Below are 19302 nucleotides of genomic sequence, written 5' to 3' on the forward strand. Positions count from 1 at the left end.
CCCGGTGTCCCAAGTCATCGCCCGCGACGGGCAGACCCTGTACGTACGCGTCGTCGGCCGCGGCACGCCGGTGCTGTTGCTGCACGGCATGGGCATGGACAGCCGTTACTGGCTGCCCTTCCTGCTGCCCTACCTGCACCGCCATCGCTTCCACCTGCCGGACTTCCGCGGTGCGGGCGGCTCGGCCGGCGTGCGGCTGAACCAGCGCGACATCTTCCAGAACCACATGGAGGACGTGCAGGACATCATCCGGCACTTCGGCCTGCGCGACTTCCTGCTGGGCGGCTATTCGCTGGGCGGCAGCACCGCGCTGCACCTGCTGCGTGCCGGCGGCTTCGACGGCGTACGGCGCTACCTGCACATCGACCAGTCGCCCTGCGTCGGCAATCGCGAGGACTGGCGCTACGGACTCTGGGGCGAGCGGCAGACGGAACTGTTCGGGGCGCTGCGCCGGCTGCATGGAGTGCTGCAGGAACACGAAGCCGTGGAACGGCTGGACGAGCTGCCGGAGCCGGCGCGCGCGCAGGCAATCGACGTGCTGGCCGACACGCTGGCGCGCATCGCCGGCAAGCCGTCCCTGCGCAGGACCCTGAAAGCCGCCTCGCGCTGGCCCTGGCTGTTTTCACGCATGGTGCCGTCGACGCAGCTGGGCGACCTGCGCGCGACGCTGGCGTCCTACCTCGGCGGCGGCCACGACTACCGCCCTGCCCTCGCCGGTTGCCCGGTACCCGTCACCGTGATGGTGGGCATGCGCTCGGAGCTGTATCACCCGGCTGGCCAGATGGCGATCGCGCAGCAGGTGCGCGACGGCCGCGTGGTGCGCTTCGAGAAATCAGGGCATGTGCCGCTGAGCGACGAACCGCTGCGCTTCATGCGCGAGCTGGGGCGTTTCCTGAAGGGCTGAGTCCGGCTCAGGCCGGCAGCTGCGCCCGCAGGCCCGGCAGCGCGATGCCGGCGACGCCGCGCAACGTGGCACGGCCGAGGTCCATCCAGTCGAAGTAGTCGCGCCACAGCACGATGCGGCCATCCTGCACGCGGAAAGTGCCGCAGACCCAGAAGCACATCTGCAGCGGACCCACTTTCAGCAGGTCGGTGCGCTCGGTCAGCACGGTGTCGCCGTTGACCGCGATGCTGTGGATCTTCACGCCGAAGCCGCCGCCGCGCCGCAGCCCGGCCTCGAACAGCCGCGCGACTTTCTCGCCGCCGCGGATCGTGGGCAGCGAGACGTTGGTATAGACCAGGTCCGGATCGAGCAACGCCGCCATGCTGGCGTAATCACGGTCCTGGATCGCATGCAGGAAGCGGCTGACGATCTGGTCCGGCGTGGCGATGGACTGCACTTTCCTGCTGCGGGTGGTGGCCATGGTCAACTCAGGTAATGGATGAACCCTGCCATCCTAGCCCCGCTGCGCCTGCGGCGGACTGACCCGCGCGCCAATTCGCGGCGGCGTTCAGAACAGTTCGTGGCAGGCGCCATCCAGGCAGAGCTGCGGCGCCGGCGGATCGAAGTACCAGGCGGCGACCGCAACCAGCAGCAGCGCCACCGCGACCAGCAACCAGATTCGGGTGTTCTCGGACATGTGCGGGGATCGCGGCTCACCACCGCATCAGGACTGCGCCCCAGGTAAATCCGGAACCGAATGCCACGGCGCATACCAGGTCGCCCCGCTTGACCTTGCCCAGCGCCCGCGCTTCGGCGAGGCACAGCGGGATGGTGGCGGCGGTGGTGTTGCCGTACTTCTGGATGTTGTTGTGCACCTTGCTTGCGTCGATATGCAGCAGCTTGGCGACCATCTCGTTGATGCGCAGGTTGGCCTGGTGCGGGATCAGCATGTCGATGTCGGAAACCGCCAGGCCCTGGTCCGCGAGCACCTCATGGATCACCTCGGGCATGCGCTTGACCGCGGTCTTGAAGACCTTCTGGCCATCCATGGTGGTGAAGATGCGGCCCTCGTCGATGTCCTCGTGGGTGACGAAGGTTTCGCGTCCGGCGGCCATGCCGGGCCACTGGATGGCCAGGCATTCGGCGTCGCTGCCGTCGGAGTGCATGCGGCTGGTCAGGATGCCGCGTGCCGGATCGTCGCTGGCGCCGATCACGGCGGCGCCCGCCGCATCGCCGAACAGCACGGTGACGGTGCGCCCGCGCGTGGACTTGTCGAGCCCGCGGGAATGCACTTCGCCGCCGATCAGCAGGATCTTCTTGTACAGGCCGGAGCGGATGAACGAATCCGCCATCTGCAGGCCATAGACGAAGCCGGAGCACTGCTGGCGGATGTCGAAGGCCGGCACATGGCCGATGCCCAGCTCGCGCTGCACCAGCACGCCGCAGCCGGGGAAGAAGTAATCGGGCGAGAGCGTGGCATAGATGATGCAGTCGATCTCGCTGGCCTCGCAGCCGGCATCGGCCAGCGCCGCGCGGGCCGCCTTCACGCCCATCGTGTAGTTGCCGTCTTCGGGCTCGACCCAGTGCCGCTCCTCGATGCCGGAGCGCTCCACGATCCACTCATGGCTGGTGTCCATCACCTTCACCAGGTCGTGATTGGTCACTGTACGGGCCGGCACATACGTGCCCAGACCCAGGATGCGAGCGCGTGCTGCGGCCATTGGGATATCCCCGTTGTTCGATCCGCCGATATTGCCTGAAGGCGCCGGGTTTTACCCGCCTCGATCGGGGGTTCCCGATACACCGGAAAGGCTGCTTACCCCTGCAGTTCGGCGCGTGGAAAACAATCAGCCGCTGATGAGGGTGCCGCGGATGCAGGCATCCAGTTCGGCATCGGTCGCCGCCAGGACAAAGGACACGAAGTCGCCGGGACCGCTGTAACCGTTCCGGGAGTGCTGCATCTGCTCGCCCAGCGCCTTGCCGGTCTTGCCGCAGAGCCGCGCCACCCGCTCGCCGTTGAAGCGCGAGCGGAAATCCCGGATCCGCATCGCCTCGGCATTCGCCGCGTCGATGTCCTGCCGCAGATGCGGCCACTGCGCGACGATCCGCTCGAGGTAGGAATCCTTTTCGCCGAACACGAACGGCGCGGAGACCGGCTGCTGCTCGCACCACTCCAGGAACAGCATGTAGGTCTTGCGCTTCTTGTCGCGGATGCGCGAGACGTGGTTGCGGTTCTGCAGCAGGTAGATGTCGGGGTGGAAGTAGCTCGAAGAGCGGACGAACCGGAATATCTCCTCCAGCGTCTGGAAATCGCCGTAGGCGGCAGCGTCCAGGCCCAGGAAGCCGAGCACCCGCGGCCAGTCGCGGGACACCAGGATCTCATTGCCGCCCATGATTCCCCCGACCAGAAAGCGGGCCTGTTCAGGCCCGCCATGAGACCGCTGCGATTCTATTCTGAACTTCAGCTGCCGGTTCGCAGTCCGACTGGGTACAGCGCATGCATTTTGCGCGGAATTCCCATTGCCCAAGGAGTCAAGGATGACCACCAACAAGATCGTAGAAACCGTCAAGGATGCTGTCGCGGAAGCCAAGAGCAAGGTCGAACTGGTCGGCGCTCACGGCAAGGACGTGATCCAGACCGGAGCGCAGACACTGCAGGCCGCCAGGGAAGTCGTCGCGGACGGCGGGCGCGAGGCTGCGCAGGTCCTGACGAACACCCGGCAGGAGCTGCAGCGCACCCTCAAGGAGGGCGCGACACAGATCGGCGACCAGCTGTCGCGTATCGCCACGCCGACGCACAAGGAAGAGGCGACCTCGCGCAAGGCCGCGGTCAAGGAAAAGAAGCAGCGCAAGCGCTCCCGCCAGGCCGAGGCCTCCGGACACGCTGCCCGATAGCCTTCCGCACCCGGTTCCGCCGGCTAGGACTCCAGCCGGCGGAACTGGCGCGGTGTAGCGGCAAAGACCTTGCGCATGAGGCGCCGCAGCGCGGTGGCGTCGCGATAGCCCACCTGTGCGGCCACCTGCTCCACCGACATCTGGCTGGTTTCCAGCAGCAGCCGGGCGCGCCTGAGCCTGACGAACTGCACCAGGGCGGAGGTGCTCCTGCCGGTGGCCGCGCGCACCCGGCGCGCCAGGGTCTTTTCGGAGATGCACAGGTCCGCGGCCATCCTGGCGATGCTGGGCACCTGCGGCAACGCGTCTTCGATCTGCCGCGACAGTTGCGCCACCAGGGCGTTACCGTTGGCCAGCATGGACGGAACCACGAAGGGCGCCTGCGCCTCGCGCCCGTCGATCAGCAGCACCCGCGAGACCGCATCGGCCAGCGCCACGCCGAAGCGCACGCGCAGCAGTTGCAGCATCAGGTCGGTCTGGGCGAAAGCGGCCCCCGCGGTCCAGACCGGGCCGTCCGAGATCACCAGGCGGTCGGCATCCACCGTGCAGCCCGGCTCCAGGCCTTGCAGGTGCGCGGCCAGCCACCAGGTGGTGGTCGCCCTGCGGCCCTGCAGTAGCCCAGCGGCCTGCAGCAGGAACACGCCGGAGCAGGACGCCGCCACCGTTCCGCCGGCCCGCGCATGCACCTGCAGTGCCCGGATGGCGCGGAGGGCGTCGGGCTGCGCCAGGCGCGCCGACACCGCCCGCGGGCTGTCGGTGGCCAGGCCCGGGACGACCCAGATGGAGGAATCGGGCCGGGCGTTCTTCGTCAGCGGCTTCGCGGCGATGGACAGGCCATTGCTCAGTTGCACCGGCCCCTCGACCAGCCCGCGCACGCGCCAGCGGGGCGTGGCCGCGCCCACGCGCGGCGCCATCGCCGCCGCGGCCGACAGCAGGTCCAGCGTTGCCGCCACCGCCGAGGCGTAAGCCCCCGGCGCGACCAGGATGGTGAAGTCGAACACTGTCTGAAATAGCCTGAAAGATGTCGTAATCGACAATGGCATTCTTGAACCGGCGGCGCTCTAATGCAAGCCATCGACACGCTGGCGAGGACGCCCGATGAAAGCTCTGAGCAGGCTGCTGGTCTTCAAGATCGCTTTTACCGCCGCGGGCTGCTGCATCCCGCTGCTGCTGTTCCCCGCCAGCCTGCTGCTGCAGCTGGGTTTCGCGGTGCCGCAGCCGCTGTTCTTCCTGCGCCTGCTGGGCATGGCCTACGCCGCGCTGGTGCTGGGCTATGCCTTCGGCCTGCGCGATGCACGGCGCGGCATCTACCCGGGCGACGTGGTCCGGGTGGGCATCCTCAGCAACGGCGGTGCGGCGGTATTGCTGGCCGGAGCGGCCTGGCAGGGCGCCTGGGGTTCCTGGGGCCCGCTGGCACAGGCGCTGATGTGGGGATCGCTGCTGAGCGTCGGCGGCATCGCCATCGGCCTGATCGTCCTGGGACCCCTGGCGCGCCGTGGCACCCCTCTTCATTCCTCCACAGCGAGATAGACCATGCTCCAGTCCCACCAGGGTTCCTGCCACTGCGGCCGGGTGACTTTCGAAATGCAGGCGCAGCTCGACCACGTGGTCGACTGCAATTGCTCGATCTGCCGCCGCAAAGGCGCGCTATGGCACGCGGTGCCGGATGCCGGCCTGCGCATCCTCAGCGGAGAGGAGGAGTTGTCGCTGTACCAGTTCAACACGCAGACGGCGAAGCACTACTTCTGCCGTACCTGCGGCGTCCATCCCTTCACCCGCCCGCGCATCAACCCCAGCCTCTGGGTGGTCAACGTGCGCTGCATCGGCGGCGTGGACCTGTCGGCCCTGGAAGTCCGCCCCTTCGACGGCGCCAACTGGGAGACCGCCGCCGGCGCCCTGCTGCGGCAGCGCGGCCAGGCCTGACGATGGACTACGTGCTGATCATCCATGCGGTGCAGGACTACGCCGCCTGGAAAAAGGTCTTCGACGAGGCCGCCCCGATCCGCAAGGCCGCCGGGGAACGCAGCTACCAGCTGCTGCGCGACGAGCACGACCCGAACCGGATCGTGCATTTCTCGCAGTGGCAGTCGCTCGCCGGGGCCCGGGATTTCTTCGAGTCCGCCCGGCTGGTGGAAATCCGCCGCCAGGCCGGGGTCGAGGCACCGGAGTTCCACTACCTGCAAGGACTGGAAGCCGGCGTTCTCTGACACCGCCGCAGGCGCAACAAAAAAGCCCAGCTCTTCAGCTGGGCTTTTCGCCTTGTGCAACAAGGACTTCGTATATGGCTCCGCGACTTGGACTCGAACCAAGGACCCACTGATTAACAGTCAGTTGCTCTACCGACTGAGCTATCGCGGAATTGAAGCAGTAAATTTTAAAGCTTCGGACCCCGGGGCTGCAACGACGCACCGATGTCCGACCGTACAAGCGACCTCGGCACAGCGCGTGCGCCGGACCCGGTAACGACGGGGTGCGCATTGTAGTGAGGCGGGATCGCGCTTGCAATCCCGCCCCGGGTTCAATCATTTGCGGGCCCTTTGGGCGTGGCGGGCAGCGGGCAGGTCGCCTGCCAGGCCGCAGCGCCAGCGTCATCATCGCTGAGGCAAGATGGAGGCCCCGCCCCGGGGTCCGCACAGAGCCTCACGCCATGACTTTGCCGCCGCTGGAGGTCCGTTCTGGGTCCGTGGTGGCCTTGCGGCTGTTCGACGTGGCCTACGCGGTGGAACTGGCGCGGGTGGAGCAGCTGCTGTCGGGCCGCAGCGACGCGGCCATCAGCCGCAGCCGGCTGATGCAGGCACCGGCCAAGGCCCTGACCTTCGACGTGCCGCCGGTGGCGCTGTCGCTGGGCCAGGAGGTGGTGGAGCTGGAGGGCGTGGCCGTGACCGCCACGGTGGGCGCCCGCATCTACGACTTCGGCGTGGTGGCGCTGTCGCTGAGCTTTGCGGCGGCGGACCGCAGCTGGACGGAGTTCACCGAGCTGGTGGCGGCGGTGGACCGGGCGGTGGGGCCGCTGGCGGAAGCGGCGGTCTGGGAGCGCCTGCTGACCCAGCTGCGCCGCGACCTGGAGCCAGCGCTGCTGCGTCCGGCCCCTAGCAGCCTGCAGGAGGACTACCTGATGGCGGTGGTGCGCCAGTGGAGCGAGCCGATCCAGGCCAGCGAGCTGGCGGAGCGCGTGGACCTGGTGCCGCTGCTGACGGGCGAGAGCCGGCCGCTGTCGGAGGCCGCGCAGCGCGAGGCACTGCGCCACCGCTACTCCTACTACACCGACGACCTGGTGGTGCTGAACTGGGAGCGCGCCTTCATCTGCGACCCGCACGACGACCCGGACATCCTGGACGTGCTGGAGATGGCCAACGCGCAGCTGCTGGAGATGCGCTACTACGACGAGCTGCTCGATGACGAGCTGCCGCGCATGTACGACCTGGTGGAGGAGACGCGCCGGGCGGCACAGTTGCTGGCGCCGCGACGTTTCGCCAACCTGGCCCGGCGGCTCTACACGCTGGTGGCCGAGGTGACGGAGCTGACCGAGAAGGTGGACAACGCCCTGCAGGTGACCGAGGACGTGTACCTGGCCCGCGTCTATTCGACGACCCTGGACCTGCTGCGCGTGCCAAAGCTGAGCGCGGCAGTGGACCGCAAGCTGTCGATCATCCGCGATACCTATACGGCGCTATACGACGAGGCTTCGGCCAGCCGCTCGCAGCTGCTGGAAATCACCATCGTGCTGCTGATCCTGGTGGAGATCGTGATGGCGCTGCTGCGGGAGTAGCCTGGGCTGCGCCCGCGCCGTTTCCGGCGCGGACGCAGCCCAGACCGCGTCTCAGCCGCCCGCGGCCAGCGCCTTCATGCGCTCGACGCTGCCCTGCAGCACCTTCTCGGAGGTGGCGAAGGACAGGCGCAGGTGGCCCGGCGCGCCGAAGGCGGAGCCCGGCACCACGGCGACCAGGGCCTTTTCCAGCATCAGGTTGGACAGTTCCAGGTCGGTCTTGCAACCGAGCCTGGCCATCAGCCCCTCGACGTTGGGGAAGGCGTAGAACGTGCCGTCGCCCGCCAGGCAGTGCACGCCGGGGACGGTGTTCAGGTCGGCCACCAGGGCGTCGTGGCGGGTCTTGAAGGCCTTGACCATCTCGGTGACGCAGCCCTGGTCGCCCGACAGCGCCGCCTCCGCCGCCACCTGGGCGATGGAGTTCGGGTTGGAGGTGGACTGGCTCTGGATGTCGGCCATGGCGGTGATCAGCTTGGCCGGACCGCAGGCCCAGCCGATGCGCCAGCCGGTCATCGAGTAGGTCTTGGACACGGCATGGATGACCACGGTGCGGTCATACAGGTCCGGGCAGACGTTGATGATGTTGGCGTAGGGCTCGGTGGTCCACAGGATCTTCTCGTACATGTCGTCCGTGGCGATGACGATCTGCGGGTGCTTGCGCAGCACCTCGCCCAGCGCCAGCAGCTCGGCGCGGCTGTAGGCCATGCCCGAGGGGTTGGACGGCGAGTTCAGCCAGATCATGCGGGTGCGCGGCGAGATCGCCCGCTCCAGCTGCTCGGGCGTGATCTTGAAGCGCTGCTCGGCAGTGGTCTCGATGAACACCGGGGTGGCGTCGGCCAGCAGCACCATGTCCGGGTAGGACACCCAGTACGGCGCCGGGACGATCACTTCATCCGTGGCGTTGAGCAGGGCCTGGCACAGGTTGTAGCAGGACTGCTTGCCGCCGTTGGAGACCAGGACCTGGTTGGGCTTGTAGTCCAGGTCGTTGTCGCGCTTCATCTTGTCGATGATGGCCTTCTTCAGGCTCGCGGTGCCGCCGACCGGGGTGTACTTGGTGAAGCCCTTCCGGATCGCCTCGTGCGCGGCGTCCTTGATGTGCTGGGGGGTGTCGAAGTCCGGTTCACCGGCTCCGAGCGACAGTACATCCTTGCCCTGCGCCTTCAGTTCGGCGGCCTTGGCGGTGACGGCCAGGGTCGGCGAAGGCTTGATGCGGCTGTTACGTAGGGCGAGCGAGATTTCCACGGCAGTTCCTCTGTGTGGGGGGTAAAAATGCGCGCGGCATGATACCGGACAGGGGCGGTGACGCCTACCTGCCCCTTTCGGGATGGCCCGGGGTTTTTGCCGCAGTGCGGCCCCGAGCGGCCGTAACAAGGCCTGCGTAGCGTGGCGGGCATGTTGCCCGGTTCGCGCCCCTTCCCTGTCGGCCTGCCATGGCGCCATGCCCTGATGGCGCTGCTGGTGGGCCTGTGGGCCTGCGCGCTACTGGGCGGGCTGTTCCTGGAAGACCTTTGGGCCTGGAGCGCGGGGCTGCTCTACGTGGGCTACGACACCTGGCTGATCGGCTACGTGGCCTGGCGCACCTGGGACCTGCGGCCCGCCGGCCCTGAAGTGCCCCGGGCACCGAGCCTGGGGGTGATCGTGCCGGCGCGCAACGAGGCGGCGATGCTGCCGGCCTGCCTGGACGCGCTGCTGGCGCAGACCGACCCGGCCGAGCGCATCCTGCTGGCGGACGACGGCTCCACCGACCACAGCGCCGTGATGCTGCGGTCGCGCTACGGGCTATCGGCAGCGCCGGGCCTGGTGCATTCCACGATCCATCCCGGCCTGTCGCTGCTGCGCCTGCCGCACGGCGGCAAGGCGCGGGCGCTCAATGCCGCCTGGCCGGAGCTGGACACCGACCTGGTGGTGACCCTGGACGCGGACACCCTGCTGGCGCCGGAGGCCCTGGCGGCGCTGCGCCAGGCCTTCGGCCGCGATCCGGAACTGGCGGCCGCCGGCGGGGTGCTGAAACCGCGCTGCGGGCACGGGGTGAATGCCCGCCTGTTCGAGTGGTTCCAGGAATTCGAGTACCTGCGCGCCTTCCTCTCGCGCGCGGCCTGGATGCGGGCGGACGCGCTGCTGCTGGTGTCCGGCGCCTTTGCCGTGTTCCGGCTCGAGGTGCTGCGCAAGCTTGGCGGCTTCCGTGACGACTCGCTGGTGGAGGACTACGAGCTGATCCACCGCCTGCACCGCCATGCCCACGACCATGGGCTGGCCTGGCGCGTCGGCGTGGTCGGCGAAGCGCGGGCGGTCACCGACGCGCCCGCCAGCCTGCGCTCGTTCCTGCGCCAGCGGCGGCGCTGGTTCGCCGGTTTCCTGCAGACGCAGTTCGCCAATCGCGACATGACCGGCAACCCGCGCTACGGCGCGGTGGGTCGCCTGATGCTGCCGGTGAAGACGGTGGACACCCTGCAGCCGCTGTTCGGGCTCACGGCCTTTGGCCTGCTGCTGTGGTTCCTCGCCAGTGGCAGCCCGGTGGCGCTGCCGGTACTGCTGGTGATCGGTGCCAAGCTGCTGGTGGATTTCTGCTACCACCTCTGGGCGCTGCATCTCTACTACCGCTGGCTGGGCACCCCCATGCCGCCGCTCAGCTGGCCGCGCGCCGTGGCGGCGACGCTGGCCGAACCCTTCAGCTTCCAGTTGCTGCGCCATGCCGGCGCCTGCCTGGGCTGGCTGTCCTATCTCACCGGCCGGCTGGACTGGTCGCCGCGACAACTCACGGGGAAACCATCATGAAGCGCTATCGCCTGCTGCTCCTGGCCTGCCTGTTCGCACCGCTGGCGCAGGCCGCGTCCATGGAAGAGGGCCTGCGGCTGAAGCAGCAGGAGAAGTTCGCGGAGAGCGCGGCGGTGTTCGCCGGACTGGTCCGCGAGAACCCGCGCGATCTCAAGGCGCTGGAGCAACTGGCCACGGTGGAAGGCTGGCTGCAGCGCTACGCCGAGTCGATCGCGCACTGGCGCATGGCCATCGCGCTGGCGCCGCAGCGCGCGGACCTGCGCGTAAGCCTGGCGCGGGTGCTGTACTGGAAAGGCGAGCACGACGCCGCGCTGGCAGCGCTGGACGCGGCGCTGGCGGCGGAGCCCGGCAATGCCGACGCGGCCGTGCTGCGCGGCGACGTGCTGATGGCGCAGGGCCGGCCGGAGGCCGCGCGCGAGGCCTACCTCAAGGCGCGGCAACTGCCGGGTGCGGACGCGGCGGCGCTGGAGACCCGGCTGCAACGCACGCAGCCGCCGCCGCGCTGGCGCCTGGATGCCGGCGCGGCCTTCGACGACTACAGCGAACTGCGTGGCTCGGAGCACAGCAGCTTCCTGCAACTGGGCTACCGCTTCAGCCCTTCGCTCACCGCCTATGTCCACTACGACCAGTTCGACTGGTTCGACACCGACGACCAGACCCTGAGCGCCGGCGCCTACTGGCTGCCGCACCCGCAGTGGCTGCTGCAGGTCGAGGCCGGCAGTACCTCCGACGCCGACTTCCGCCCGAAGACCCAATACAACCTGCAGGTCGAATGGCTGCTCAAGGGCCCCGTGCAGCCGCTCCTGGGCTACCGCTGGTACGAGTACGACAACGGCCGCGTCGCCACGATCACGCCAGGCCTGCGCTGGCTGCCGGCGCCGTTCAGCCTCGAGCTGCGGCATGCGCTGAGCAAGAACGTCGACGGCTCCGACACCGGCGTGACTTCCCTGCGCGCCGCCTGGGAAGGCAGCGAGCGCTGGACGCCCTACCTGCTCTACGCCACCGGCAAGGAGGCGCTGCCGCCACAGCCCAAGGCTGATTTCGACGTCTACGCGGCGGGCCTGCTGTGCAATGTCACGCCGGCCTTCGGCCTGCGCCTGGACTACGCCTACGAGGACCGGCCGGACTTCTACGAGCGCAATACGGTGGCGCTGGCGGCGAGCTGGAAGTTCTGAGGGGCGCCTTTACGTGGGAGCGGCTTCAGCCGCGATCTTTGGCTTGTGAGCGCACAAGATCGCGGCTGAAGCCGCTCCCACGGGCAGGCTTCAGGGCCTGCACAGGTTGAACTCCGGGGCGCCGTCCCCAGTTATCCTAGGCGCATGAAAGAAGCCCCCCGCGAAAACCTGGAATCCCTGAAGGACGCGCGTCTCAAGCGGCGCGCGGACGACCGTTTTCACCTGAAGGCGGAGTGGAAGCCCTCCGGCGACCAGCCGACGGCCATCGCGCAGCTGGCAGAGGGCCTGGGCGACGGCCTGGCACACCAGACGCTGCTGGGCGTGACCGGCTCGGGCAAGACCTTCACCATCGCCAACGTGATCCAGCAGCTGCAACGCCCGGCGCTGATCCTGGCGCCGAACAAGACGCTGGCGGCGCAGCTGTATGGCGAGTTCCGCGACTTCTTCCCGGACAATTCGGTGGAGTACTTCGTCAGCTACTACGACTACTACCAGCCGGAAGCGTATATCGCGAGCACCGACACCTTCATCGAGAAGGATTCGTCGATCAACGAGCACATCGAACAGATGCGCCTGTCCGCCACCAAGGCGCTGATGACGCGCAAGGACTCGATCATCGTCGCCTCGGTCTCGGCGATCTACGGCCTGGGCGATCCCGAGAGCTACTTCTCGATGACGCTGCACCTGATCAAGGGCGAGAAGCTGCCGCAGCGCGAGCTGATCCACCAGCTCACCACCATGCAGTACGTGCGCAACGAGATGGCGCTGGAGCGCGGCACCTATCGCGTGCGCGGCGACGTGATCGACATCCACCCCGCCGAAGAGAGCGAGGCAGCGGTGCGCGTGGAGCTGTTTGACGACGAGATCGAGGCGATCTCGCTGTTCGATCCGCTGACCGGCGAGACCAAGGCCAAGGTGCCGCGCATCACCATCTTCCCCAAGACGCACTACGTGACGCCGCGCGAGAAGATCCTGGCGATGATGGACCAGATCCGCCAGGAGCTGGATGGGCGCATGCAGGTGCTGCGCCATGCCAACAAGCTGATCGAGCTGCAGCGCATCGAGCAGCGCACCAACTTCGACCTGGAGATGATCCAGGAGATCGGCTACTGCAACGGCATCGAGAACTACTCGCGCTATCTCTCCGGGCGCCGCCCGGGTGAGGCGCCGCCCTGTTTGTTCGACTATCTGCCGCCGGACGCGATCGTGGTGATCGACGAGTCGCACGTCACCGTGCCGCAGCTGGGCGCCATGTACAAGGGCGACCGTTCGCGCAAGGAAACGCTGGTGGAGTACGGCTTCCGCCTGCCCTCGGCGCTGGATAACCGGCCGCTGCGCTTCGACGAATTCGAGCGCCTGGCGCCGCAGACGATCTACGTCTCCGCCACGCCCGGCCCCTACGAGCTGGAGAAATCCACCGGCGCGGTGGCCGAGCAGCTGGTGCGCCCCACCGGCCTGGTGGACCCGCCCACCGAGATCCGTCCCGCCTCTACACAGGTGGACGACCTGCTGGGCGAGATCCGCCTGCGCGTGGAGGTGCAGGAGCGCGTGCTGGTCACGGTGCTGACCAAGCGCATGGCCGAGGACCTGACCGAGTACCTGCACGACCACGGCGTGAAGGTGCGCTACCTGCACTCCGACGTGGACACGGTGGAGCGCGCCGAGATCATCCGCGACCTGCGCCTGGGTAGCTTCGACGTGCTGGTGGGCATCAACCTGCTGCGCGAGGGCCTGGACCTGCCGGAGGTGTCGCTGGTGGCGATCCTGGACGCCGACAAGGAGGGCTTCCTGCGCTCCGAGCGCTCGCTGATCCAGACCATCGGCCGCGCCGCGCGCAATCTCAACGGCCGGGCGATCCTCTATGCCGACCGCATGACCAATTCGATGGAGCGCGCCATCGGCGAAACCAACCGCCGCCGCGAAAAGCAGGTGGCCTACAACGTGAAGCACGGCATCACGCCCAAGGGCGTGCAGAAGCGCATCGCCGACATCATGCGCTACGGCTACGAGGACCTGGTGCCCTCGCTCAAGGCGGCCGAGGCGCGGGCCAAGTACGAGTCGATCCCGCCGGAGCAGATGGCCAAGCGCATCTCCAAGCTGGAGAAGGAGATGAAGCAGCACGCCATGAACCTGGAGTTCGAGGCGGCGGCGAAAGTGCGAGACCAGATCCGCAAGCTGCGCGAGCAGGCACTGCTCAACCCCAACTGAGACTTTTTTGGCAGGCCGTCCCCTGAACGCGGTAGCCGGGGCGGCGGGTGCTGCTTCATGATGGATGCGGGCCGCGGGGGCGGCCCTCATTTCATCCATCAGGGAGTTTTCATGTTCAAGGCCATGGTCGTGGCCGGCGCGCTGGCGCTGGGCCTCAGCAGCTTCGGTGTTTTCGCCCAGGAATCCGCCGCCGCGGACCCGGTATCCGCCGCCTTCGAGGCCGCACAGCCGGTCATGCAGAAGGGGCCGGCCAAGATCACCCTGCGCGACCAGGCCACCCTGGACCTGCCGGAGGGCTTCGCCTTCATCCCGCAGAAGGAAGCCGGCGCAATCCTGGACGCGATGGGCAACGGCGTCGACGACCAGCTGGTCGGCATGATCCTGGCCCAGAAGCTCGAAGGCTTCGCCGTGATCGACTACATCCCCTCCGGCTACATCAAGGACGAGGAAGCCAAGGACTGGAACGTCTCCGACATGCTGGAGAGCATCAAGGACGGCACCGCGGAGCAGAACAAGATCCGCAAGGAACGCGGCATGTCGGAGATGGAGATCGTCGGCTGGGTGGAGATGCCGGACTACGACGCCAGCAAGCACCAGCTGGTCTGGTCGCTGTCCAGCCGCGATGCCGGAGACGCGCCCGCCGCCGCCCAGGGCATCAACTACAACACCTATGCGCTGGGCCGCGAGGGCTATCTCAACCTCAACCTGGTGACCTCGACGGCGACCATCGCCGCCGAGAAGCCCCTGGCCCAGCAACTGCTCGCCGGTATCCAGTACAACCCCGGCAAGGCCTACGGCGACTTCAATGCCTCCACCGACAAGGTGGCCGAATACGGCATCGCCGCGCTGGTGGGCGGCGTCGCCGCCAAGAAGCTCGGCCTGCTGGCGATGCTCGGCCTCTTCCTGGCCAAGGCCTGGAAACTGGTCCTGATCGGCATCTTCGGCCTGGGCGCCCTGCTCAAGAAGGCAGCGGGACGCGGCGGACAGGCCTGAGGCCCCATGCCGGCCCCCGCCCCGCCACAGCCGGGCGAGGGCCAGATCCGGCATTCCTGCCCGCCCCCCGGGGGCTGCAGCACGGGACATTGAGCAAAAAGGCGCCAGGAAGTTGCCCGCCAACGCCAAAACAGGTATCTTTCGCGCCCTTCGTAAGACCCATAGGCGCGTAGCTCAGCTGGTTAGAGCACTACCTTGACATGGTAGGGGTCGGAGGTTCGAGTCCTCTCGCGCCTACCAACATTGTTGGTACGAGTAACCCCCGACCGGTTCGGGGGTTTTCTCGTTCTGGCGCCCCAAGCACGGACTCTCACCTCCGACCCTGCGGGTCGGGGCTGTCAGGCACATCCCTGTGCCTGACCCCTCGCCAAGGCGAGGGGTCGCCCTGGAATCTGGCCGATAGGGCCTACGGATCGCGGCCTACCTCGCGTGCCATGCGCGCGAAAGCGACGCTCAGATCCAAGCGAAGGATAGTGAGGAGCGCAACGAAGACCGCAAGGAAATAATGGCGGGGAATAAAATGCCAGTGCTGCGCGGAATGCTGGTGCATGACGATCACCCATGCAGAACATATGAGCGCACTCGTGGGCACGGCAACAAGGGCAGACCTGGGGACGTCGCACAGGCGAAGTAGCTTCACTGCCAGCAGAAGTGCGAACGAGGCCGCAAGAATGCTGATGACCGGGACCCCGAAATGCAAGGGCATCGCGGAGTAGTCGGTCAGGTATCCCCACCAGATGTCGAAGCGCGAAGGGATCAAGAGGCCACCGTCATAGTGGCTTCCGGCAGATCGGTAGCTGGCGATCGCCGAAAAGTCCTCGACGGCACGCCGGAAGCTTCCGAGGTACACGGCCACCTGCAGGAAGTGCAAGCAGTGCGCGATGCCGAACCCGACAGCCGATATCGCGCTGGCCTGCAGGAAGCTTTTCGTTGAGGCAGGGCCGCTGCCAAGAGCCTGCGCCATCGCGAGCGGGGCCAGAACGACCAGGAACGCGTAGTCGAATCCCAACATTCCCTGACAGAAAGCCACCAGGAACATCCAGACCTTGATTGATGTCCCGCTCCATCCGCGACGCGCGATTCGCATGCAAAAGCCAAGCTGCACCAGAAGTAACGCCAATGCGTAACCCTGATACGACAGCCCGTGCATCATGTTTGTGAACATCGGAATGCTCGTCATGGCCATGCCCGCCAAAGCAGCCCGAAAAAGACCCATCGACTTCGCAAGCTCGAAGAAAAAATACACAACAGCAATGAGCCCCGCTGTGATCGGAGCGGCACGATACAGAGTGATTCGACCTGATCCGAAGGTCTTTGCCACTGCACCTGCGATAAGGTGAGGGCCGGCAGGATAGTGCGTGTATACGAATCGGTCGGCGCTGATGGGATCGCTGATTTCCCTGCCGACCGCTGCTGCCGCAAGCCAACTCTGGGCGCCTTGCCCCTTGCGAAGCATCGCCTTCGTGCCGTACTCGGAAAACTGGTCTCCGAAGCACAGGTCCGGAAGCCCCCAGTTCGAGAACAGGCCCTGCTGCGCATAGCCGTCGGCCGCGCGAATCGTATCCGCCTCAGTCCATGGATCGGCAGTGGTGGAAAGACCGCCGTCCAGTTGCTCCAAAGTCTCGAACTGCTCCCTTGCAATCAGCGCGACCGTGGCGACCAGCAGCAAGATTCCGACGATCGACTGCCAGCTCAATTTGACGGTCTTCCCGGCACTCTCATTCACGGAGGAAACGCTAAGCAACACTTGTGAGGACTTCCCTGATGGTGCAATGAGCGCAGTTCGGGCCTCGTCGGCAGGGCGAGTCGACCACGAAGGAATCTTAAGCATTTCCGGCCCGGAGTGCAGGCACATCCCTGTGCCTGCACTCCGCCAAGGCGAGGGGCTGCCCTGCGGGCGCTCAATTCCGCCGTCCCTGCCCTCCAGGGAGCCCGCGGAGTGGGAGCGACGCGAGTCGCGATGGGTTGGGCGTTCATGTCGATCCGGAAGATCGCGACTGGCGTCGCTCCCAGAAAAGATGCTCCTGCGACCGACGGTCCAATCCCGCCCGCCCATCGCCCCCTATCGTTGACTTAAGTCATCTTCTGGCATGGAATGGAGCCATCCACTGACGCAGTGGCACACGGAGGAGAGACCGTGATTTCTGCGAAGCGGGCGCAATGCGTCCTGGCGCTGGCGCTGCTGCTGGCGGCTTGCGGCGAGTACAGCGGGCGCAGCGACGCGCCTGCTGGTGGAGGTGGCGGCGGGACGTCGCCGCGCAGCATGGAGGAACTCTTCACCGGCCAGGTGCAGCCGCGCCTGGATTTCTGCCGCAGCTGCCACATCGACGGCGGCGTGGCCGATGTGGAGGACGGGCAGGACTTCATGCTGCACCCCACCGACAAGTCGCAGGACCTGGCCAAGCTGCGCGCCAGCTGGGAGCGGCTGGGCCGCAACAACCCGACCTCGCGCATCCTGCTGATGTCCTCCGGCCAGGAAACGCCGCATAGCGGCGGCGCGCCCTGGCCGGTGGGCAGCGACGCCTACAAGGCGATGGACGTGCTGCTCAAATGCTTCGAGAACGCCTCCGGCTGCGCCGCGCTGCTGGGGACCATCGGCGGCGGGGTGATCAACGAACTGCCGCTGCTGGGCAGCATGCGCGGCGGCCATGCCTGGTTCGACTACTGCCAGGGCAAGCCCGATGCGGCCCAACTGCCCGCCGACCCGCGCTCGCTGGTGCAGCCGGGCGCCAGCGACGGCAAGGCGGTGTATTTCAACGCCTTCTGGAAGGACTGCCACACCGATCCCGCGCGGGTCGGCGAACAGCCGCAGCCGGAGAGCTGCGGCGAACTGCGCGAGGCCTATGCGCGCGGCGACCGCTTGATGCGCGGCAATGGCGCTCCCGGTTCGGGCAGCTTCTTCGCGGGCGATGCCGATGATGGCCTGCTGCCGATTTCACCCGACAGCTACAACAGGCTCTGGCGGCAATGGGGCCTCGAGGAACGGCCGGACAACTTCGACGAACTGGTGTCGCAGCGTTACGGCCAGCCCATGGGCAGCGTGCGCAACCCCTACCCGCTGCCGGGCGAAGATCCCAACGACCCGCTGCTGAACGGTGGCAGCGGACAGCTGCCGATCTTCATGACGCAGCTGCGCGATACCGGGGATGGCAGTTGGACCGGGCGGCTGGGTTTCACCTGCCATGCCTGCCACAGCGGCGCGGCCGGCCTGCCCTCGGAGGGAGCGGGCCTCGGGGCGCTCTATGGCAGCGGCAACAGCCTGGGCGACATCGCGCTGATGTCGCGCGAGGTGGGCCTCAGCAGCCTGTCGCCGGGCCTCGTGTTCGCGCTGTTCGGCACCAGCCGCGGCACCAACAACGCCAGCGACGTCAACATCTTCTACCTGGCCAACCAGGACAGCGGCATCCGCCTGGACCCGTACGCGCTGGGCGTGCTCACGTCAGGTTCGACTGCCTCGGGCGATACGCCGGCCTGGTGGAACATGGGCCACCGCCCGCTGAAGTTCCAGGACGGCTTCTACGCCGCCGACGCCAGCCGCGTGGACCTGATCTTCTACACGCCCTTCGACGGCGTGCTGGGCTTCACGCCCGGCGAGAACTGGGTGCGCGCGCATGCCCAGGACGCGGACAAGTGGATCATCTCGCTGAAGTCGCCGGCCTATCCCCTGCCGGTGGATACGAAGCTGGCCGAGCAGGGCGCGATCCTGTTCCACAGCAAGGACCTCTGGGGCGCAGGCCTGGAAAACCCGGCGCCGCGCCCGGCTGGCGGCAACGGCTCCTGCGCCAGCTGCCATGGCGCGTACTCGCCGCGCTTCGCGCACAACCCGGCCTACCTCGCCGATCCCGCGATGGAAGGCCTGGCCTCCTACATCGTCGCCAAGAACGTGATCCGCACCGACCCGGCGCGCGTGGACACCAACAACGAGGCGGTGAACCAGTACGGCACCAGCAGTTTCCTCGGCTACCCCGAGACGGTGGGCACGGAGAACGACTGCAGCTCGCCCAACCGCAGCGACGTCGCCGGCGACCGACCGCCGGGCTATCTCGCACCGCCGCTCTACGGCGTCTGGGCCACGGCGCCCTACCTGCACAACGGCTCGGTGCCGGATGCCTGGTCGCTGCTCAAGCCCGCCGAGCGGCCGAAGATCTGGCGCCGCGTCTCCACGCCGGCGCGCCAGGACCAGGAAGGCAAGGTGGTGATGGGCTACGACATCAGCATCGCGCGCGCCTATGCGCCGGACAGGCTGGGCTGGAAGTACGACGCCCTGCCCTGCGGTGCCGGCACCCTGCCCTTCCTGGACTGCACACCGGGCAGCGACGAGGACCCGGCACTGCAGCGCATCCTGGCCCTGCTCTACGGCAACGTCATCGCCGCCTGGAACCTCGGCAACCTGCCGGTGTTCCTGCAGTTGGGCACGCAGGCCGCGGAGGATCGCAAGATCTACAACACGCACCTGTACAGCCAGGGCAACGAGGGGCACGACTTCACGGCGGTGCTGACGGACCAGGAGCGGCGGGCGCTGATCGAGTACATGAAGACCTTGTGAGTTTCACGGACTTCGAATGGTAGGAGCCAGCTTGCTGGCGACCGGTTCGTTCGGCGCCACACTC

Annotated in this window: 18 protein-coding genes and 2 tRNA genes; 12 read left to right on the top strand and 8 right to left on the bottom strand. The window is 67.4% G+C overall.

Annotated features, from left to right (window positions below; translation table 11 throughout):
* Window positions 1-4: 4 nt before the first annotated feature.
* Window positions 5-904, top strand: coding sequence for an alpha/beta fold hydrolase (locus tag D0B54_RS15380; protein ID WP_205527138.1), 900 nt, complete (start codon window positions 5-7; stop codon window positions 902-904).
* Window positions 905-911: 7 nt separating this feature from the next.
* Here the strand turns inward: D0B54_RS15380 and D0B54_RS15385 are convergent, their stop codons facing one another.
* The 4 genes from D0B54_RS15385 to D0B54_RS15395 all read right to left on the bottom strand — a co-directional run bounded on the left by D0B54_RS15385 (window position 912) and on the right by D0B54_RS15395 (window position 3276).
* The gene (locus D0B54_RS15385; protein ID WP_117292166.1) at window positions 912-1364 is read right to left on the bottom strand and encodes a limonene-1,2-epoxide hydrolase family protein; all 453 of its coding nucleotides are present in this window, start codon (window positions 1362-1364) and stop codon (window positions 912-914) included.
* 87 nt (window positions 1365-1451) lie between these two features.
* Window positions 1452-1580, bottom strand: coding sequence for a hypothetical protein (locus D0B54_RS24995; protein ID WP_256365890.1), 129 nt, complete (start codon window positions 1578-1580; stop codon window positions 1452-1454).
* Window positions 1581-1596: 16 nt separating this feature from the next.
* Window positions 1597-2604, bottom strand: coding sequence for a 3-oxoacyl-ACP synthase III family protein (locus D0B54_RS15390; protein ID WP_117292167.1), 1008 nt, complete (start codon window positions 2602-2604; stop codon window positions 1597-1599).
* A gap of 126 nt (window positions 2605-2730) precedes the next feature.
* Entirely contained in the window at window positions 2731-3276 is a 546-nt protein-coding gene (locus tag D0B54_RS15395) for a hypothetical protein (protein ID WP_117292168.1), read from the bottom strand.
* 145 nt (window positions 3277-3421) lie between these two features.
* Here D0B54_RS15395 and D0B54_RS15400 point away from each other — a divergent pair, with 145 nt between their 5' ends.
* Window positions 3422-3778 carry a hypothetical protein gene (locus D0B54_RS15400; protein WP_117292169.1) on the top strand — a complete coding sequence of 119 codons (357 nt, stop codon included), beginning with the start codon at window positions 3422-3424 and terminating at the stop codon, window positions 3776-3778.
* Window positions 3779-3801: 23 nt separating this feature from the next.
* Here the strand turns inward: D0B54_RS15400 and D0B54_RS15405 are convergent, their stop codons facing one another.
* The gene (locus D0B54_RS15405) at window positions 3802-4776 is read right to left on the bottom strand and encodes a GlxA family transcriptional regulator (RefSeq protein WP_117292170.1); all 975 of its coding nucleotides are present in this window, start codon (window positions 4774-4776) and stop codon (window positions 3802-3804) included.
* 97 nt (window positions 4777-4873) lie between these two features.
* Between D0B54_RS15405 and D0B54_RS15410 the strand changes: the two genes are divergently transcribed.
* The 3 genes from D0B54_RS15410 to D0B54_RS15420 are packed head-to-tail and all read left to right on the top strand — an operon-like array spanning window position 4874 to window position 5982.
* Window positions 4874-5305 carry a hypothetical protein gene (locus D0B54_RS15410; protein ID WP_117292171.1) on the top strand — a complete coding sequence of 144 codons (432 nt, stop codon included), beginning with the start codon at window positions 4874-4876 and terminating at the stop codon, window positions 5303-5305.
* A gap of 3 nt (window positions 5306-5308) precedes the next feature.
* Window positions 5309-5698, top strand: coding sequence for a GFA family protein (locus tag D0B54_RS15415; RefSeq protein WP_117292172.1), 390 nt, complete (start codon window positions 5309-5311; stop codon window positions 5696-5698).
* 2 nt (window positions 5699-5700) lie between these two features.
* The gene (locus D0B54_RS15420; protein WP_117292173.1) at window positions 5701-5982 is read left to right on the top strand and encodes a putative quinol monooxygenase; all 282 of its coding nucleotides are present in this window, start codon (window positions 5701-5703) and stop codon (window positions 5980-5982) included.
* A 75-nt stretch (window positions 5983-6057) separates the two neighbouring features.
* Here D0B54_RS15420 and D0B54_RS15425 read toward each other — a convergent pair.
* A tRNA-Asn gene (locus D0B54_RS15425) sits at window positions 6058-6133 on the bottom strand.
* A gap of 289 nt (window positions 6134-6422) precedes the next feature.
* Between D0B54_RS15425 and D0B54_RS25000 the strand changes: the two genes are divergently transcribed.
* Window positions 6423-7544 carry a hypothetical protein gene (locus tag D0B54_RS25000; RefSeq protein ID WP_162932458.1) on the top strand — a complete coding sequence of 374 codons (1122 nt, stop codon included), beginning with the start codon at window positions 6423-6425 and terminating at the stop codon, window positions 7542-7544.
* A gap of 51 nt (window positions 7545-7595) precedes the next feature.
* On the opposite strand, the gene D0B54_RS15435 is transcribed toward D0B54_RS25000, so the two are convergent.
* A complete protein-coding gene (locus tag D0B54_RS15435; protein WP_117292174.1) occupies window positions 7596-8783 on the bottom strand; it encodes a pyridoxal phosphate-dependent aminotransferase in 1188 nt (395 codons plus the stop codon).
* Between the two features lie 150 nt (window positions 8784-8933).
* Here D0B54_RS15435 and D0B54_RS15440 point away from each other — a divergent pair, with 150 nt between their 5' ends.
* From D0B54_RS15440 to D0B54_RS15460, 5 genes are all read left to right on the top strand, one after another.
* On the top strand, window positions 8934-10316 hold the full coding sequence (locus D0B54_RS15440; protein ID WP_117292175.1) for a glycosyltransferase family 2 protein: 1383 nt from the start codon (window positions 8934-8936) through the stop codon (window positions 10314-10316).
* Window positions 10313-11491 carry a YaiO family outer membrane beta-barrel protein gene (locus tag D0B54_RS15445; RefSeq protein WP_117292176.1) on the top strand — a complete coding sequence of 393 codons (1179 nt, stop codon included), beginning with the start codon at window positions 10313-10315 and terminating at the stop codon, window positions 11489-11491. The genes D0B54_RS15440 and D0B54_RS15445 overlap by 4 nt, the downstream gene beginning before the upstream one ends.
* 144 nt (window positions 11492-11635) lie before the next feature.
* Window positions 11636-13699: an excinuclease ABC subunit UvrB gene (uvrB, locus tag D0B54_RS15450; RefSeq protein WP_117292177.1), complete on the top strand. Its 2064-nt coding sequence runs from the start codon at window positions 11636-11638 to the stop codon at window positions 13697-13699.
* 111 nt (window positions 13700-13810) lie between these two features.
* A complete protein-coding gene (locus D0B54_RS15455) occupies window positions 13811-14692 on the top strand; it encodes a DUF2167 domain-containing protein (RefSeq protein ID WP_205527139.1) in 882 nt (293 codons plus the stop codon).
* A gap of 163 nt (window positions 14693-14855) precedes the next feature.
* Window positions 14856-14932 (top strand) — tRNA-Val (locus D0B54_RS15460).
* Between the two features lie 166 nt (window positions 14933-15098).
* On the opposite strand, the gene D0B54_RS15465 is transcribed toward D0B54_RS15460, so the two are convergent.
* Window positions 15099-16418 (bottom strand): hypothetical protein, encoded by a 1320-nt coding sequence (locus D0B54_RS15465; RefSeq protein ID WP_162932459.1) that lies wholly within the window; start codon window positions 16416-16418, stop codon window positions 15099-15101.
* Between the two features lie 411 nt (window positions 16419-16829).
* Between D0B54_RS15465 and roxB the strand changes: the two genes are divergently transcribed.
* Window positions 16830-19238, top strand: coding sequence for a rubber dioxygenase RoxB (gene roxB / locus D0B54_RS15470; protein ID WP_117292179.1), 2409 nt, complete (start codon window positions 16830-16832; stop codon window positions 19236-19238).
* Window positions 19239-19302 lie beyond the last annotated feature (64 nt).

The sequence above is a fragment of the Solimonas sp. K1W22B-7 genome, assembly GCF_003428335.1.
GTDB lineage: Bacteria > Pseudomonadota > Gammaproteobacteria > Nevskiales > Nevskiaceae > Solimonas_A.

Coding starts and splice junctions, on each gene's coding strand:
- D0B54_RS15385 (WP_117292166.1), bottom strand. CDS start 1,364: ATGGCCACCACCCGCAGCAGGAAAGTGCAGTCCATCGCCACGCCGGAC.
- D0B54_RS24995 (WP_256365890.1), bottom strand. CDS start 1,580: ATGTCCGAGAACACCCGAATCTGGTTGCTGGTCGCGGTGGCGCTGCTG.
- D0B54_RS15390 (WP_117292167.1), bottom strand. CDS start 2,604: ATGGCCGCAGCACGCGCTCGCATCCTGGGTCTGGGCACGTATGTGCCG.
- D0B54_RS15395 (WP_117292168.1), bottom strand. CDS start 3,276: ATGGGCGGCAATGAGATCCTGGTGTCCCGCGACTGGCCGCGGGTGCTC.
- D0B54_RS15400 (WP_117292169.1), top strand. CDS start 3,422: ATGACCACCAACAAGATCGTAGAAACCGTCAAGGATGCTGTCGCGGAA.
- D0B54_RS15410 (WP_117292171.1), top strand. CDS start 4,874: ATGAAAGCTCTGAGCAGGCTGCTGGTCTTCAAGATCGCTTTTACCGCC.
- D0B54_RS15415 (WP_117292172.1), top strand. CDS start 5,309: ATGCTCCAGTCCCACCAGGGTTCCTGCCACTGCGGCCGGGTGACTTTC.
- D0B54_RS15420 (WP_117292173.1), top strand. CDS start 5,701: ATGGACTACGTGCTGATCATCCATGCGGTGCAGGACTACGCCGCCTGG.
- D0B54_RS25000 (WP_162932458.1), top strand. CDS start 6,423: ATGACTTTGCCGCCGCTGGAGGTCCGTTCTGGGTCCGTGGTGGCCTTG.
- D0B54_RS15440 (WP_117292175.1), top strand. CDS start 8,934: ATGTTGCCCGGTTCGCGCCCCTTCCCTGTCGGCCTGCCATGGCGCCAT.
- D0B54_RS15445 (WP_117292176.1), top strand. CDS start 10,313: ATGAAGCGCTATCGCCTGCTGCTCCTGGCCTGCCTGTTCGCACCGCTG.
- uvrB (WP_117292177.1), top strand. CDS start 11,636: ATGAAAGAAGCCCCCCGCGAAAACCTGGAATCCCTGAAGGACGCGCGT.
- D0B54_RS15455 (WP_205527139.1), top strand. CDS start 13,811: ATGTTCAAGGCCATGGTCGTGGCCGGCGCGCTGGCGCTGGGCCTCAGC.